The sequence below is a fragment of the Sphingobacterium sp. IITKGP-BTPF85 genome, from assembly GCF_001006065.1.
Taxonomy (GTDB): Bacteria; Bacteroidota; Bacteroidia; order Sphingobacteriales; family Sphingobacteriaceae; genus Sphingobacterium; species Sphingobacterium anhuiense.
In genome coordinates this window covers 17,849-35,379 of the sequence record NZ_ASZT02000021.1, presented here as the reverse complement: position 1 = coordinate 35,379, position 17,531 = coordinate 17,849, and the positions used below count along the sequence as shown (strand labels likewise).

Annotated in this window: 14 protein-coding genes and 1 pseudogene; 14 read left to right on the top strand and 1 reads right to left on the bottom strand. The window is 38.8% G+C overall.

The genetic code is table 11. The annotated features are described in order from the left end of the window. Positions 1-28 precede the first annotated feature (28 nt). The 12 genes from L950_RS06390 to L950_RS36285 all read left to right on the top strand — a co-directional run bounded on the left by L950_RS06390 (position 29) and on the right by L950_RS36285 (position 11,873). Positions 29-349: a DUF5004 domain-containing protein gene (locus tag L950_RS06390; RefSeq protein ID WP_021192414.1), complete on the top strand. Its 321-nt coding sequence runs from the start codon at positions 29-31 to the stop codon at positions 347-349. A gap of 149 nt (positions 350-498) precedes the next feature. Continuing rightward, positions 499-1,347 carry a DUF4961 domain-containing protein gene (locus L950_RS06385; RefSeq protein WP_021192412.1) on the top strand — a complete coding sequence of 283 codons (849 nt, stop codon included), beginning with the start codon at positions 499-501 and terminating at the stop codon, positions 1,345-1,347. A gap of 60 nt (positions 1,348-1,407) precedes the next feature. Beyond that, the gene (locus L950_RS06380) at positions 1,408-1,662 is read left to right on the top strand and encodes an Ig-like domain-containing protein (RefSeq protein WP_021192411.1); all 255 of its coding nucleotides are present in this window, start codon (positions 1,408-1,410) and stop codon (positions 1,660-1,662) included. Beyond that, a complete protein-coding gene (locus tag L950_RS32200; RefSeq protein ID WP_052764337.1) occupies positions 1,659-3,176 on the top strand; it encodes a TonB-dependent receptor plug domain-containing protein in 1,518 nt (505 codons plus the stop codon). The genes L950_RS06380 and L950_RS32200 overlap by 4 nt, the downstream gene beginning before the upstream one ends. A 50-nt stretch (positions 3,177-3,226) precedes the next feature. Continuing rightward, the gene (locus L950_RS32195) at positions 3,227-4,501 is read left to right on the top strand and encodes a hypothetical protein (RefSeq protein ID WP_052764336.1); all 1,275 of its coding nucleotides are present in this window, start codon (positions 3,227-3,229) and stop codon (positions 4,499-4,501) included. A gap of 19 nt (positions 4,502-4,520) precedes the next feature. After that, positions 4,521-5,768 carry a RagB/SusD family nutrient uptake outer membrane protein gene (locus L950_RS06370; RefSeq protein WP_262507008.1) on the top strand — a complete coding sequence of 416 codons (1,248 nt, stop codon included), beginning with the start codon at positions 4,521-4,523 and terminating at the stop codon, positions 5,766-5,768. After that, a complete protein-coding gene (locus L950_RS35085) occupies positions 5,729-5,869 on the top strand; it encodes a RagB/SusD family nutrient uptake outer membrane protein (protein ID WP_262507007.1) in 141 nt (46 codons plus the stop codon). Before L950_RS06370 ends, L950_RS35085 begins: the two co-directional genes overlap by 40 nt. A 26-nt stretch (positions 5,870-5,895) precedes the next feature. After that, positions 5,896-6,201 (top strand): RagB/SusD family nutrient uptake outer membrane protein, encoded by a 306-nt coding sequence (locus tag L950_RS35080; protein ID WP_052764334.1) that lies wholly within the window; start codon positions 5,896-5,898, stop codon positions 6,199-6,201. 30 nt (positions 6,202-6,231) lie between these two features. Next, a complete protein-coding gene (locus tag L950_RS06365; protein ID WP_031289866.1) occupies positions 6,232-9,279 on the top strand; it encodes a SusC/RagA family TonB-linked outer membrane protein in 3,048 nt (1,015 codons plus the stop codon). Positions 9,280-9,592: 313 nt separating this feature from the next. Then, positions 9,593-10,231, top strand: coding sequence for a peroxidase family protein (locus L950_RS36295; RefSeq protein WP_316930554.1), 639 nt, complete (start codon positions 9,593-9,595; stop codon positions 10,229-10,231). 62 nt (positions 10,232-10,293) lie between these two features. Next, positions 10,294-10,437 carry a hypothetical protein gene (locus L950_RS36290; RefSeq protein WP_316930553.1) on the top strand — a complete coding sequence of 48 codons (144 nt, stop codon included), beginning with the start codon at positions 10,294-10,296 and terminating at the stop codon, positions 10,435-10,437. Further along, positions 10,416-11,873, top strand: coding sequence for a peroxidase family protein (locus L950_RS36285; RefSeq protein ID WP_316930552.1), 1,458 nt, complete (start codon positions 10,416-10,418; stop codon positions 11,871-11,873). Before L950_RS36290 ends, L950_RS36285 begins: the two co-directional genes overlap by 22 nt. A 135-nt stretch (positions 11,874-12,008) precedes the next feature. Here L950_RS36285 and L950_RS06355 read toward each other — a convergent pair whose 3' ends face one another. Continuing rightward, positions 12,009-12,695: a helix-turn-helix transcriptional regulator gene (locus L950_RS06355; protein WP_231576926.1), complete on the bottom strand. Its 687-nt coding sequence runs from the start codon at positions 12,693-12,695 to the stop codon at positions 12,009-12,011. 389 nt (positions 12,696-13,084) lie between these two features. Between L950_RS06355 and L950_RS06350 the strand changes: the two genes are divergently transcribed. Together L950_RS06350 and L950_RS06345 are read left to right on the top strand one after the other, a co-directional pair. Beyond that, positions 13,085-14,200 carry an efflux RND transporter periplasmic adaptor subunit gene (locus L950_RS06350; protein ID WP_046791990.1) on the top strand — a complete coding sequence of 372 codons (1,116 nt, stop codon included), beginning with the start codon at positions 13,085-13,087 and terminating at the stop codon, positions 14,198-14,200. Further along, a pseudogene (locus L950_RS06345) lies at positions 14,160-17,365 on the top strand (efflux RND transporter permease subunit). The gene L950_RS06350 and the pseudogene L950_RS06345 overlap by 41 nt, the downstream one beginning before the upstream one ends. The last annotated feature ends 166 nt before the right edge of the window (positions 17,366-17,531 follow it).

Genomic DNA, 17,531 nt, shown 5'->3' with positions numbered 1-17,531 from the left:
AAGAATCTGTGAAAGATATCAGCGGTAATTGGAAGTTGTAGAGTTGACACGCAATGGCGAAGATGTAGGAAAGCGGATGGATCTTACAAATTTTAAAATAAATTTTAATGCCGATGGTACCTATACTCTGGCGGATCAACTTCCTTTTATTGTGGCCGCTCCAGGGAAATATGTATTCAATGATCCACAATTTCCATTTAGCTTGATTTTAACTCCTGATGATGAGAAAAAAGATATTCCTCTTAAGTTTCAGTTTCCAGTTAAAGCGGGGAAAAGACAGCTTAGTCTGACTTTTAGTCTGGGGTGTTCCAGCAATACATATCAGTTTAATTTTGAACGTGTAAATTAAGATTCTATGAAAAGTTTATTCCAAAAACTGCTCCATCCTGCTATGCTAATCGTTATGTTCTTGACTTTGATTTTGGTACAGTGCGGACTTAAGTCTTTGACAGTTACGGTTCCAAAACAGGCAAAAGCCGGACAGCAAGTCACTTAACGATGCACAGTGGTGCCGAACCACGCATCGGAGGAGATGGTAATAATTATACAACGCAATTACTGGCAGGAATCATGGTGCCAAAAGGCTGGAATGCACGTAAAAATGCTGTTTTAACTTTTACGAGTCCAAAAGGAAACGGTACGATGCGGATGATTCCGGATGCTGAAATTGAACCTGTTTCGGGACTTAGTTGGCATCAGGCTGCAAAAAAGATGTTCGGTATAGGGCCTAATTTGATTGATGATTTTGAATGGATTGTCTATAGAAGTACACAGTCTTACACATTTGTCAATAATGAAGATATTGATTTTGATGTGAAAGTCACGAGTCTCACGAGCGAAGAAAATATGTTGGTCAGTCTTGGCTTTTATGTGGGATCTTCCATAGAAAATTTACGACCAGAGGATACTGATTATAAAAAATTTGCTTTTTCAGATCCCTTTGAAGTTACGGATGGAGATGGAGATTTGGTAGATTTTATAAATCCGCAATTGGGTACCGTACAGCCTGTCAAGAGCCTAGACAATGACATCATCACACTTACTTTTGATGGTGGCGTGACAAGTACTGTGTTGGATGGAATGCAACAGATCTATTTACAGGTAAAGGCTTTTGATGAAGAAGGGAAGTTGATCGGGGAGGTCAATGAAAAAACAGAACTTACGCAGGTGAAACCTATTGGAGGTAAAAAATATCTCATAGATCTTTGGCCAAGAGGCTACTTCAACCTCAACAAGGAGACACATATAGCTTGGTTGGAATATTATTATACCGATGCGACAGGTTCCAAAATAGTCGGTTATGGCAATACAGATAAGCCATTCAAATATACGTTCCGTTGCGAATAACCATCAGCAGTAATACATCCAATAAGAACCTAAAAAATTTGAAAAATGTTGAAATGTTCCATGAAAATAAATGCAATAACGATCCTGCTGCTTTGTTCAGGTGGGTTTATTGTTCAAGCAACAGCTTTCCCAAGAATAGGGAATACGCTAATGCGCTATAAATATCAGAAAAAAACACCAATTAGAGTACTAGATGAATATGGTAAACCTGTGGAAGGAGCTAAAGTTTATTCTATTCAACAGCAGTTGCTCGGTAATACCGATGAAGAAGGACGAGTCCAGATTTCAGTTACAGATACGACAATGGAAGTTTGATTTCTTATCCAGGATATTATACCAAAAGGATTTCGTTAGATGCAGTGGGTGCGGTATCTTTAACTCCCAATTATCTTGCAGAAGAACCTTTAGTGAATGTGTTATATGATAAGCGTGAAAAAAAGAGTTTACTTGGTTCTGTTGCTGTTGTTTATAATAGCCAATTGCGAAGTACACCAACTGCCTTATACCTGAACGCATTGACAGGACGTTTACCAGGTTTTTATACACAGGAAACCAATGGTTTTAGGAATGCGCGGACAACGGGTATTACCTCTTTGGATCTTGCAGGCTCTCTACCAACAGATGCCACAAAATACAGCTCAAGTATCAGTGATAATACAGAACTAAATTTTCAGTTACGTGGCCAAAATCCAGTGACTATTATTGATGGTGTACAACGAGAGATCTATGCAATTGATCCAGAAAGCATCGAATCAATTACTGTGGCTAAGGATGCTTTGTCGACAATACTGTTAGGTCAGCGAAGTTCCCGTGGTGTGTTACAGATCACAACTAAAAAAGGGAAAATAGGCCCACCGAGGATTTCGTTTTCGGCTCAATATGGTATTCAGAATCCTCTAAAAACACCAAAACCATTGAGTGCTGCACAATATGCCTACCTCTATAATGAAGCTTTATTGAACAGTGGTCGTCAACCGGTCTATGGACAAGAAGATTTTGATGCATTTAACAACGGAAGTTCTCCTTTGCTTTATCCAAATGTCAACTGGTATGACGCGGTACAACAGGGGAATAATCCGATGAGTAAATACAATTTGGGTGTCAACGGTGGGGTGAAAAATGCGCGATACTCACTTTCTTTAAGTTATTTACGCCAAGATGGTATGTTTAAGTCATGGGATGAGTTTGATTATGATACCAATCTGAGTCAAGGGCGATATTTGATTAATAGTGCCATAGATGTGGATGTGACCAGTGATTTTACGATTGGTTTACAGCTTTTTGGTCGAATTCAGGACGGACGTCAGCCAGGTGCGGGGACTCAAAATATTTTACAGTCTTTATATAATACGCCAAATAATGCTTATCCCATTTTTAATGATGATGGTTCATATGGTGGATCTTCGGTTTATAGAAGTAACCTCTATCAGCAAGTGACAGGATCAGGATATTTGCTGGATAATACCCGTGATCTTTTAGCAAATTTAGACTTTCGCTATAAGTTTGATAAATGGTTACCAGGTTTATATGCGCAAGGAAAGGTAAATGTTTCGGCTACCTCTTCTAGTTTTATTGATCGCAACCGAAAGCAACCCGTTTATGATGCCCGCTATAATGATCAGGGGGAGCTGGTCTATGTTCGTTATGGTACTATTGCAGATCAACCCAATTCTTTTGCGACGACCTCAACAGCTAATTTTTTCTATTTTCAAGGTGCATTGGGCTATGATCGTGAAATCAATGGCGATCATACGATTGGTGGGAAGATATTTTTTGATCGTCAAAATTCGAATTACCAATTGATCTGCCTTCCATATATACCAATATAGCTGCGACGGGTAATTATGCTTACAAGAAAAAATATTTTGTAGAACTCGCCATGAACTATTCTGGATTCAACCGTTTTCAACCGGGCAGTCGTTATGGACTGTTCTATGCGGCAGGATTAGGTTGGGATTTAGCGCAGGAGAGTTTCTTGAAAGAACAAGAGAACTGGCTCGATCATTTAAAGCTTCGTGCCACATTCGGCCGCACGGGCAATACCAATGAGGGAGCTTTGGGTTATTACAGTTGGCGGGCCTCTTATGGTCAAGATGGCAATAATGGTTATAGCTTTGGTTCAGAATACGCCTATGTAAATAGTCTGGTCGAAAAGGGTTTGGCCAATATTGATGCCACTTGGGAAAAAGGAGATAAGTTTAACCTAGGGCTGGACATGACGATATGGAAAGGTAAGTTAAAGCTATCTGCAGAATATTTTAGAGATCAATACTTTGATCTGCTCCAAAAGCGAGGCTCGGACATTGAGTTGATCGGTATCGGATATCCAACAGAGAATATCTGTAAGAACTTGTATACAGGTCAGGAGTTAAGTCTAACCTATCAAGATCGGTGGAACAATTTTAATTATTTCGTAACTGCCAATGCTTCTCGAATGCGGACTGAGGTACGTTATATGAACGAGGTGTTTCAAAAGTATGATTGGAACCGCCGTACGGGAATGCCTGTTGGACAGACTTTTGGTTATTTGGCCGATGGCTTGATCCAAAGCCAAGAAGAAGCCGATAAAGCTCCTCGATTAGGTGGTGATCTTGTACAACCAGGGGATGTTCGCTTGTTAGATCTAAATGGGGATGGTTTAATTAATATTTATGACCAAACAGCTATTGGTAATACTGACCCTATACTGTATTATGGGGCAACAATTGGTTTTAATTTTGAAGGTATTGATTTTAGTATGCTCCTGCAAGGTGTGACAAATCGTAGTTATCAGCAGACAGACTATTCTTTTGGTGCAAATGGTGATGCGCAAGGTTATGACTTTTTGTTAGGAAGATGGACTCCCGAGACAGCTATGTCTGCGACCTATCCACGTTTGAGCATTGGTTCCGACCCGACAAATACCCCTTATTTAAATAATTCAAGTTATTGGACACATTCAGGAAATTATTTGCGGATTCGAAATATCGAGCTTGGTTATACTTTGCCATTTCATATCACCAGAAAGATCAATGTATCTTCTCTCAGACTATTTACCAATGCTCAAAATTTATTTACAACAACACCTTACAGTAGGTTGGATCCAGAGATCAATGCGAATGGAGCCTATCCGGCGCAACGTATCATAAACTTTGGCGTGAACATCAAATTATAAACTTTAGACACAAATAATTATGAACTATATAAATCTAAAATGGTTTGGCATAATAGGAATGGCTTTGTTTGTTTTCTCCTGTAAGAGTGATCTAGAAACAGAACCTATTGAGTTACAGACGCTCGATCAAGTGTTTGATAAACGAGACTCTGCAGGTGTAAATGCAAACCGCTTTTTAGCAGATTGCTATCGATTTTTGCCCAGTTTAGGTAACCGTGTAGGAGGGGATTATCTGGATGCATCTACAGATGATGCCGTCTCTTCAAATCCAACAAATACTTCAGTGCAGCAATTGGCTACAGGGACCTATACTTCAGATAGTTACTTAGATAACCAATGGACAGCTAATTATCAAGGTATTCGTAGAGCAACCATCTTTATCAACAATATCGATCTGGTGCCGTTAAAAGGGGAATTGGAAAATGGTACCCCATTTAATCGGGTATGGAAGGCTGAAGCTCGTTTTTTAAGGGCTATGTTTTACTTTGAATTGGTAAAGCGCTATGGTGGAGTTCCTTTACTGGGTGATAAAGTATATCAATTGAATGATGATATTGAGCAACCTCGTAATAGTTTTCAGGAGTGTGTGAGTTATATTGTTCAGGAATGTGAGCAAGTAAAAGATAGCTTAAGAATTGATCCGATGAATCTGCAATTTTTTGGTAGACCGACAACAGCTGCCGCTATGGCATTAAAATCTAGGGTACTATTGTATGCCGCCAGCCCTTTGTTTAATGGTGAAAATATAGAGGCTGGAAATGGATTGACTGGTTATCTTGATTTTTCGCTTGCGCGTTGGCAAGCTGCCGAAGATGCAGCTAAAGCTATTATGGATCTGGGTATTTATAAATTGGAGCCCGAATTTAAAAAGGTATTTACGACACGTAATATGGAACGTATCTTTTCTAAACAAGGTGATAATACCACGAGTGTGGAGAATAATAATGGACCTATTGGTTATTCTGTTGGAATTAACAATGGGAGGACTAGTGCTACTCAAGAACTTGTTGATGCCTATGGTATGGCCAATGGTTTACCGATTGATGATCCAAATTCGGGATATGATGCCAACGATCCATATTTAGGTAGAGATATCCGTTTTTATGCTACTATATTTTATAATGGTGCCATGTGGCTGAATCGTCCAGTCCAAACTTTGAAGGCGGAGCCGACAAACCTGGGGGAACGATACAGCAGACAAAAACAGCTTATTATGTACGTAAGTTTATGGGTGATTTTGAAACAGCAACGAACTATAGTAATGTGAACCATGATTATATTTTGTTTCGTTTTTCTGAGACATTATTGAATTATGCGGAGGCAAGAAATGAGCGATTGACAAGCCAGATGCTTCGGTCTATCAGGTAGTCGAAGCGATTCGGAAACGAGCAGGAATGAATCCTTTCGAACTGAAAGCAGGTATGAGTAAGATCGAGATGCGTCTGCTGATTCAAAACGAACGACGTAAAGAAATGGCTTTTGAAGAACATCGTTTTTATGACGTCAGGAGATGGAAGATCGCAGAAACAGTTTTCAACAGAGAGCTACATGCTGCAGTTATTTATCAGACAAATACAGGCCAAATTCGTCAGACTGTGCCCGTGTTGAAGATGAATTTTGAGAAGAAAATGTACTTAGCACCAATACCATTTAGCGAAGTGATCAAAAATCCAAAAATGGTACAAAATCCGGGCTGGTAATCCAATTAATTTCTATTAGCGAACATACGCATGAAAAAAGGTATATATTTATTACTAATCATATTTAGTATGCCGTTACTCAGCTTAGCACAAGCTGTGGTAACAGGTTTGGTGAAGAATACATCAGGTCCTTTGGAAGGTGTTACAATTACCGAAAAAGAAGGTGGTAATCAGGCTCAGTCGGATCAAAATGGACGATTTAAACTGACCTTAAAAGGAAATAAGACACTATTATTCCGTAGTATTGGCTATGCAACACAGGAGCGTAAAGTCAAGGATGGAGAGCATGTCGAGGTCATCATGCAGTCAACGAGTCAAGATATCAATGAAGTGGTTGTTGTAGGGTATGGAACAACAAAAAAACTAACAAGTACAGGTGCTGTAAGTTCTATAAAAGGGGCAGAAATTCGACAGGTTCCAACCTCTAGTGTGCAGAATGCACTTTCAGGACGGTTGCCCGGCTTTATTTCTGTACAACGTTCAGGTCAACCAGGGCGTGATGCTTCTGATTTTTACATCCGTGGTGTTAGTTCCCTGAATCCAAGCGGCAACCAGCCCTTGATCATTGTTGATGATATTGAATACACGTATGAACAACTTTCTCAAATAAATATGAATGAGATTGAAAGTATTTCAATATTGAAAGATGCCTCTACAACTGCTGTTTTTGGTATAAAAGGTGCAAATGGGGTACTGGTCGTTAAGACCAGGCGTGGCATGTCTGGGAAACCTAAAGTAAATGTTCGGTTGGAATCTGGAATGCAGAGTCCAGTTAGCAAATTAGATTTTTTAAATGCTTATGAGAGCGCATTACTCTGGAATGAGGCTATTGCCAATACCGTTGGAGATAATACATACCAACCATTTAGTGCCAGTTCACTAGAACATTTTCGTACTGGGGATGATCCATATGGCCATCCTGATGTAAACTGGTATAATAAGATATTTAAACCAAGGAGTTTACAATATAATAGTAATGTCGATATTTCTGGTGGTAGTGAAAGTATCAAGTATTTTATTTCTGGAGGAGCTTTCTCTCAAGATGGCAATCTTTATAATTTTGAAAATGAAGGAGATAAAGTTAATAACAATTATTATTACCGTCGTTTTAATTTGAGGTCTAATTTGGATGTACAAGCAACTAAGAGTTTAAAACTGCGGTTAGATTTTAGAGCAAACTTTAATAATATCAATAATCCACGTGCGGGAAATATCGTTGGAGAGATATTCAATTTCAATAAAATACGTCCTTGGTCGGCACCATTTCTTAATCCAAACGGCTCATACGCTTATGCAAGTGATACACAGGAATTGCTACCGACTATCAATGCACGTCTGGCAACTGCTGGATACAGTTTGAATCGTCGAAACGATATCAATATTCTCTTTGGAGGAACTCAGGAGTTGGATGCGATCACAAAGGGACTGTCTTTGTCTACACGTATCGCTTATGCTAGTATTGAGTCAAATGGACGTGAACAGAGTCGTGATCAAATTCCTGTCTATAAGTACCTACCCGAATCTGATGGGTATCAGTTAAAAGGTGGTGCACCATATGTTTTAGATAATTACACCTTACGTGCTTATCAAGGGGATTATAATAGTCGTGTGAATGTACAAGCTAATCTAAATTATGTTCGTGCCTTTGGTGATCATCATGTTAATACGTTATTACTGTACAATAGAGAGTCCTATAAGACTAAAGGAGATAAGATGATCAATTGGATACCTCAGAATTTTCAAGGTTTTACGTTTCGTACAGGATATGATTATCAAGAAAAATATCTGGTGGATATGACTGTTGCATATAACGGTTCTGATCGTTTTAAATCTGATAAAAGGTACGGTGTTTTTCCAGCAATTTCAGCAGGATACAATATCGCAAAAGAAGGATTCTTTAAAGATAATTTTTCATTTGTAGACCTATTCAAACTGCGGGCCTCTTATGGTATCGTCGGTTCGGATAAAGTAGAAGGTGACCGCTATCTATACCAACAGGTGTACACTGAGGGGGGAGGATATTCGTTTGGCGAAACCCATCAACCCGTAGGAACTATTTTTGAAGGAAATTTGGGAAATAGTAATGTGACCTGGGAGAAGCAAAAATCATTTGATGTCGGATTAGATGTAAGTGTTCTGAAGAACAAATTTTCATTAGTCATGGATTATTTTAATAATATACGGTATGACCAATTAGTTAGTTCACAATCTTTGCCTTTACTTATTGGTGTAGGAGTTTCACCAACCAATATTGCGCGTGTGCGAAATAAAGGAGTGGAGTTTGAGTTGAACTATAATGATCATATTGGAGAATTCAATTACAATTTAAAAGGAGTATTGACTTATTTTAAGAATAAGGTATTGTTTCAGGATGAACCAATGCCCGCTTTTCCGTGGTTGCAAGTTACGGGACATCAGGTTAATCAACCTTTTGGTTATCTTTTTGATGGTTTTTATACCGAGGGAAATATAGAAGGAAGTCCTAAACCAGCCGGAGCTTATGATGTGCGCCCAGGAGATTTACGATATAAAGATTTAAATGGAGATGGATTAATCGATGATTATGACAGGACAGCAATAGGAAAACCAAATATTCCGAATACAAGTTTTGGACTAACGTTGGGAGGAAGTTACAAAGGATTTAGTTTTAGTGCTTTGCTACAAGGGACGACAGGATATAGTTTTAGTGTGCAGGGTGCAGGTATCGAACCATTTCAAAGTCAATTCCAACCCATTCATAAAGAGCGTTGGACGCCTGAAACTGCCGCTGTAGCAAAGTTTCCACGTTTGACAACTAACCCGACAACAATTAATAGTCCATCATCTTATATGTCCGATTTTTGGTTGATAGATGCTACATATTTAAGACTGAAATCTGTCGAATTGGGATATCAGTTGCCTGAACGTTGGTTGCCTTTCAAGATGAATAATGCTAGGATCTATTTAAGTGGGTATAATTTGTTTACTTGGACAAATTATTCTCTCTATCAACAAGATCCAGAAGTGACATCAAACACTGCTGGTGATGCATACCAAAATCAAAGGGTCGTTAATTTGGGTATCTCTATTGGTCTTTAGGGTAAATAACACTTTTATCACAATAAAAGTGTTATGTTTTTTGTCATTAACCAATTGTTGATGGCTCATATAATTTTAGATTTAATAATTTTAGTGATTTGGAGGCGCTTAAGACAGCATATCGTTTTAAGTGCCTTTTTTGTAAATATTATGATGTGTAGGTATAAGGATGTAGACTGTTATTTGTTTGAAAATTAATTTATTAGGAGAGTCTAAAGATGAGATAAATTTCATTTGGTATTTTTTTTGTTTAAATTTAGTTAATTGAGATAACCAAAATAGATCGTTAATTTTTTTGAAAAATTAGAAACCAATGGAAAACGAATTCAATGACATTAATAAGTGTCCATTTCATAATGGAACATTGCGTAAAGCTGTTGCTGGTGGAGGTACAACAAATCAAGATTGGTGGCCAAACCAGTTAAAAGTTAATTTGTTGCGTCAACATGATGTGAAGTCTGATCCTATGGGTTTGGATTTTGATTATAAGAAAGAATTTGAGCGTTTGGACTTGGATGCAATAAAAAGTGACTTAAAGGAATTGATGACGCAGTCTCAAGATTGGTGGCCAGCAGATTTCGGGCATTATGGACCATTATTTATTCGCATGGCCTGGCATAGTGCCGGTACCTACCGAGTGGGGGATGGACGTGGTGGTGCTGGGCGAGGACAGCAACGTTTTGCACCATTAAATAGCTGGCCAGATAACGTAAGCTTAGATAAAGCTCGACGTCTGTTATGGCCAATAAAACAAAAATATGGACGGAAAATCTCCTGGGCAGATTTACTCATCTTAACCGGAAATATGGCTTTGGAGTCTATGGGTTTTAAAACATTAGGTTATGCTGGAGGGCGTGAGGATGTTTGGGAAGCGGACCAAGATGTCTATTGGGGGTCTGAAAAAAATGGCTCGGTGGCGATGTCCGTTATGCGGATGGATCTGAAGGTGTAACTGAGGGGCATGGCGTATTGGTCTCTGATGATAATGCTGATGGGAAAATACATAGCCGGAACTTGGAAAATCCATTAGCAGCAGTTCAAATGGGTTTAATTTATGTTAATCCAGAAGGTCCTGATGGTAATCCTGATCCTATTGCGGCAGCAAAGATATCCGGGATACTTTTGGACGTATGGCGATGGACGATGAGGAGACGGTAGCATTGATTGCCGGTGGGCATACGTTTGGCAAAACGCATGGAGCTGCATCTGCGGATCATGTTGGTAAAGAACCCGAATCAGCCGGTTTGGAACTTCAAGGGCTTGGTTGGGAAAATTCTTTTGGCACAGGAAAAGGAGGTGATACGATTACTTCAGGATTAGAAGTAACCTGGACAAGTAGACCTACAGAGTGGACAAATCTATTTTTTGAAAACTTGTTTGATTTTGAATGGGAATTAACAAAAAGTCCTGCTGGAGCACATCAATGGGTCGCTAAAGATGCAGGAGATATTATTCCGCATGCACATGATCCGAATAAGAAATTAAAACCTACAATGCTGACCACAGACTTGTCTTTGCGTTTTGATCCTGAATATGAAAAAATATCACGTAGATTCAGGGATAATCCACAAGAGTTTGCTGACGCATTTGCTCGAGCTTGGTTCAAATTGACACACCGTGATATGGGACCTCGTTCTCGTTATTTAGGTGCAGATGTGCCTCATGAGGAATTTATATGGCAGGATCCACTTCCTAAAGTTGATTATTCTGAGATAGATGAAACAGACATCCAATCTTTAAAAGCGCAGATTTTAAATACAGGTCTATCTACTTCAGAACTAGTGTCTACAGCTTGGGCTTCGGCTTCAACTTTCCGGAATTCAGATAAACGGGGAGGAGCAAATGGAGCACGAATTCGCTTAACTCCGATGAATGCCTGGGAGGTCAATAAACCGGCGCAATTAAATAAAGTATTAGCAGCATTAACGGATATTCAAACACGGTTTAATGATGCACAGTTTGGTGGCAAAAAAGTTTCAATTGCTGATCTCATTGTTTTATCAGGTGCAGCGGCTATTGAAAAAGCAGCCCAACAGGCGGGCTATGATGTGGAAGTTCCTTTTATTTCGGGCCGTACAGATGCTAGTCAAGAACAAACGGATGTAGAGTCGATTGCTTTCTTAGAGCCGCTTGCAGATGCATTTAGAAATTATCGTAAATTAAAAAACAAAGCAGTATCTACCGAAGAATTATTGATCGATAAAGCACAATTATTAAATCTTTCTGTTCCTGAAATGACTGCTCTAATCGGAGGTCTTCGTGTACTGGATATTAATTTTGACGAATCTAAACACGGTGTATTTACTTCACTTCCAGGACAGCTGACCAATGATTTTTTTGTAAATCTTTTAGATATGGCAACGCAGTGGAAACCAATGGATGAAACGAAAGAATTGTATTTAGGTACTTGCCGTAAATCGGGTCAACCGAAGTGGACTGCGACACGTGCTGATCTGGTATTTGGCTCGCACGCTGAACTCCGGGCTGTTGCAGAAGTGTATGCCGAGTCCGGCAATGAAAAGTCATTTGTGGATGCTTTTGTAAAAGCTTGGAATAAAGTGATGAATGCCGACCGTTTTGATAAGATGTCATAAATAGGGGTTTAATCTATACGCTTTAGAGCATATTGATTTGCTTTGGCTTGGATGAAGTCATTCAGTCACCGATATTATTTAATTCCTATTTATACAGAATCTCTCATTTAATTTGAGAGGATTTTCTGTATAATGCTATTCGAAACCTTTTGCAGAAGATACGATACGGTATGCGCAACGTCTCGCGCCCGCTATGATATGATCGGTACGTTGTACGGAAACGGATTCGCCTAAGACGGATTGAAAAATCTGAAGTTCTGAAGCACAAAATCCTTGGCAGACTTTAGCCGCTGCACAAATAGGACAATGATTTTCTACTAGCAGATATCCCTCGTCATCTTCAGTGTAATCTGCCATGTAGCCCTCTCGGGTACGAATGGAGACTAATCTTTCAATCTTAGACTTTAGATTGGGTAAAGGGTCGATCTCTTCGTGATATCTTTTTTTTCCTGTTGCTTCATTGACTTCAATGATCGTCTGTAAAGCTTCTGTCCCTATTGACTCTTTAATTATTGTCAATAATTTCACCGTTAACTCTGCATGGGTATCCGGAAATTTGCTGTTTCCGAGTTCTGAAATATTGAAATATTTTTGTGGCCGCCCGACTCCCTTTGATTCTGTCTCTACTTCAATCAAGCCTTCATCCATAAATTTAACCAGCTGTTGCCTAACACCTTCTTTGGTTATTTTTAATTCATGGGCAATGTCGAGTGCCGTTAAAGGACCTCGCATTTTCAGTAACATTAAAATTCGGTTTGTCGTCATAAAATAATAAAACAAGTGTTTGGTTGTTTTATTATTCAAAATTACTACTTTTGTCACACTTATCAAAATCGATAGCTGTAAGTCTACTTCTTCTGATTATCAAATTTGGTAAATGCTAAGTAAGAATTGTAATAATTATTTTTATGTGGATAGATACACCAGAAATACACCGTCCGAAAAAGATTGCTCAGTCAGCATTTCTTGCCTTTACAACTGTTGTTCCCTATTGGAATATACTGAAGAGGTAATTTCACTACTATAAAGATTAAAATCTAGTTTTTATCACTAGAAAAGAGTAAAAATATCCCCAAGCTAAATACAGGTTTGAGCGGGGAGCGGGATTCCTATGTCTAGTCTTTTAACGATAATATGTATGGAATCTTAGGCAAAAGCTCATGCCTAGTTTATTACTTATTGTTTCATTACTAAATTATTATCATGAAAAAATGCACTTATATGTATTGTTATTTCTCGTCTCGGGAATGGTCTCCTGCGATTCAAAGAAAGAAACAGCAACAAGTGAAATAATTGCCTATCCTGTACTTACACTAAAATCTGAAAAAGCGACTTTGTCGGTAGAGTATCCAACGACGTTAGAAGGATTGCAGACAGTAGAGATTCGTTCAAAAGTAGATGGTTATATAGAGGAAGTCTTTATCGAAGAAGGCAGTCTTGTGCACACTGGGCAAAAGCTATTTAAAATAGATGCCAATCGATTCGTGCAGGATGTGAATCAACGAAAAGCGGCAGTATTAGCAGTGGAAGCAGCCCTAGAAACGGCTAGTATTCAAGTGTTGAGAACGCAGTCTCTTGTGGACAAGAAAATCGTAAATTCATTTGAACTGACGACAGCGAAGAATGTAGAAAGGGTTAAAAAGGCTGAACTTAATCAGGCAAAAGCAGCATTGTCAGATGCACAATCACAACTAGCATTTACACAGATTGTTAGCCCAATATCAGGTATAGTAGGACGGTTGCCACTTAAAAAGGGCAGTCTAGTCAGTAGTACTTCCGAAACTGCTTTGACCACAATTGCGAATACGAAGGAAGTATATGCGCATTTTTCTTTGAGTCAGAAACAGCTTAATAGCTTTCTAAATCAATATCCAGGTAAGAGCATGGCTGAGAAGTTAAGGAATATACCTCAAGTTAATTTACGGACTGCTGATGGAAAAGATTACGGGTCTAAAGGAAAAATTCAGAGTCTGAGCGGGGTCATAAGTTTAGAAACCGGATCTGCAAATTTTAGAGCATTATTTCCAAATCCTGATGGTTTATTATGGAGCGGAGCGAGCGCAACTTTACAGCTCCCGACCACAATTGATGAAGCAGTGAAGGTTCCTAAAAAAGCGGTTTTTGAAATGCAGGGAAATCACTATGTCTATACGGTAGAAGCTAAAAATACCGTACACCTTACCGAAATAAAGGTATTGCCGATAGCAACAGAACAACACTATGTGGTGCAATATGGGCTTGCGCCTGGTGATATGATTATCACTGAAGGAATTGGAAACCTAAAAGATGGTATGCAAATTCAACCTAACCCTGTATCCACAAAATAATAGAGAAGAAATGCTGAAAAAATTTATAGAAAATCCCGTTCTATCGACGGTAATATCGATAATAATTGTGATGCTGGGAATCCTGGGACTGATGTCACTTCCTATTTCACAATATCCAGAAATTGCACCTCCGACAGTTGTTGTAACAGCCTCTTATCAAGGAGCAAACGCGAATGTTGTAATGAAAAGTGTGATTATACCCTTGGAGGAACAGATTAATGGTGTAGAGAATATGACTTACATGACTTCTACGGGTAGTAATAATGGTACTGCAACTATTACCATCTTTTTTAAACAGGGAACGAATGCAGATATGGCCGCAGTGAATGTACAGAATCGGGTCAGTAAAGCTACTAGCTTGCTACCAGCGGATGTTATTAAAGCAGGAATTACAACAAGCAAGCAGTTGAGCAGTACGGCTTTTAGTTTTTTGCTTTACAGTAAAGATGGAAAATACGATAGGAAGTTTCTCGATAACTACCTGCGTATAAATATTATGCCTCAGATGAAAAGGGTTGAGGGTGTTGGTGCTACAGAGATTTATAGTGATCAGGAATACTCGATGCGTATTTGGTTGAAACCGGATGTTATGGCCACTCATGGTCTTATACCGGAAGACATTATGGCAGCATTAAGGGAACAAAATATTGAAGCTGCACCGGGAAAAATAGGTGAAAATAGCCGTCAATCATTACAATATGCATTGAAATATACGGGGCGCCTCGAAGATCCTGAACAATTTGAAAATATTATCTTGAAAAGTGGTGTTGCGGGCGATTACTTACGTTTAAAGGAGGTCGCAGATATTGAATTTGGCGCCCTGGATTATACGACATCGCTAATTACGCAGGGAAAACTTTCTTCCGGAGGTGCCATTAGCCAGATTTCGGGATCTAATGCAAGAGATTTGATCATTGCTTGTGAAAATATTTTAAAAGAAGCGTCAAAGGATTTTCCTCCAGGAGTGGAATATCATACTTTCTTGAATGCAAATGATTTTTTGGATGCTTCGGTTGAGAAGGTTATTTATACAATTATTGAAGCATTTATATTGGTTTTTTTAGTGGTCTTTCTCTTTTTACAGGATCTGCGTTCGACTTTGATTCCAGCGATCGCAGTACCGGTAGCCATTATAGGAACGTTTTTCTTTTTAAAGCTTTTTGGTTTCACCATTAACCTCCTTACTTTGTTTGCACTGGTGTTGGCCATAGGCATTGTGGTTGATGATGCTATTGTGGTGGTCGAAGCAGTACATGCAAAATTAGATCAAGGGGCTAAATCGGCCAAGAAAGCTACATTGCATGCCATGAGCGAAATCAGTGGTGCCATTATTTCAATTACTTTGATTATGTCGGCGGTTTTTGTACCAGTCACTTTCATTACAGGATCTGCTGGAGTATTTTACAAACAGTTTGGACTGACATTGGCAGTGGCCATTATTATTTCAGCAATAAATGCGTTAACATTAAGTCCCGCTCTATGTGCTTTACTCTTAAAACCCCATGTAGCAGATGTTGAAAAGCCAAAGGGTTTCTTGCCAAAGTTTTTTGCCAGTTTTAATGTGGCTTTTGAAGTAGTAACCAATAAATATATTGGTGTCGTACGTCTTTTAATCCGTTATAAATGGATTTCATTTGCAGGTATTGCAACATTTGCGCTGGTATGTTATTTCTTGGTAAAAACAACACCGACAGGTTTTGTCCCTAATGAAGATGGTGGTGCTATCTTTGGAAATGTGGTTTTACCGCCGGCATCTACGCTAGAACGTACGGAAAAGATTGCATTTGAAGTCGACAGTATTGCGCGCAGTATACCGGAAGTTGAATTATCTTCTACACTCTCAGGCATGGACTTACTGCACGGTACTGGAGGTTCCTATGGAGCATTGTTCATTCGGTTAAAACCCTGGAAAGAACGTGCCGGAAAAGACCAAAGTGCCACAGCTGTTGTACAGAAGTTATTTCAAAAAACTGCTCATATCAAAGAAGCAAGTATTATTTTCTTTGCGGCACCGACGTTACAGGGATTTGGTAATAGTAATGGTTTTGAGGTGCAGTTACAAGATAAAACAGGTGGAAATTACCTGCAGTTTAATGAAAATATTGATGAGTTTATCGGTGCTTTAAATAAGCGCCCTGAAATCAATTATCCTACGAGTTCTTTTTATATTGGTTTTCCTGAATTAGAAATTAATATTAACGTAGCACAATGTAAGGCAGCAGGCGTCAGTGTCAATACGGTATTGACGACACTTCAGGGATATTTTGGAGGTATCTATGCCTCGGACCTTAATCGTTTTGGAAAGCAATATCGGGTCATGATGCAGGCAGGAGCTGATTATAGAGCAAAAGAGGAAGATATTAATAAGATCTATGTTCGAACTATGAAAGGGGATATGCGCCCATATCAGAATTTGTGACTTTGAAGAAAACGTATGGCCCGGAATTTATTCAGCGATTTAACTTATTTACATCGAGTACGATAACAGGGATTCCTAATGAAGGATACAGCTCTGGAGATGCGATCAAAGCAATAGAGGAGACAGCAGCTCAAACTTTAGACCGTGGTTATACTTATGAATTTTCGGGTTTGACCCGCGAGGAGTTGTCTAGTGGCAGTCAGACAATACTTATATTTTCCTTATGCCTTCTTTTTATCTATTTCCTTTTAAGTGCACAATATAAGAGTTATATTTTGCCTTTTTCGGTACTTTTATCTTTACCGATAGGTTTGGCAGGAGCATTCATTTTTGCACAAATATTTGGTATAGATAATAACATATTCTTACAGATTAGCCTTATTATGCTCATCGGTTTATTGGCTAAGAATGCGATTCTTATTGTGGAGTTCGCACTCTTGCATCGATTGAGCGGAAGAACATTGGTGCAGTCTGCAATCTATGGCGCAAAATCAAGGTTAAGACCTATTTTAATGACCTCATTTGCATTTATTTTCGGATTGATTCCATTGATGTTAGCTACTGGTGCCGGTGCATTGAGTAATAAATCTATCGGCACTGCTGCTGTAGGGGGGATGTTGATCGGGACTGTATTTGGTGTATTTGTTATTCCTATTTTATTTATTGTTTTCCAGGCATTACAGGAGAAACTCTTTGGTGTCAAGGAGCCAAGTCATACAGCCCGTATATTAGAAGATGAACAGTAACATCTTATGATTCTAGTTATTCGCTCGTTTAATAAATGAAATTTTCGTGCTTAGCGCATGTAACCTTATGCTAGCTTCATGTTGATCAAACAGAGAAAGCTAGTGTGAAAATTTAAAAATTAAGATATGATACATTATTATATTCAATTGAAAAAAAATCCTATGG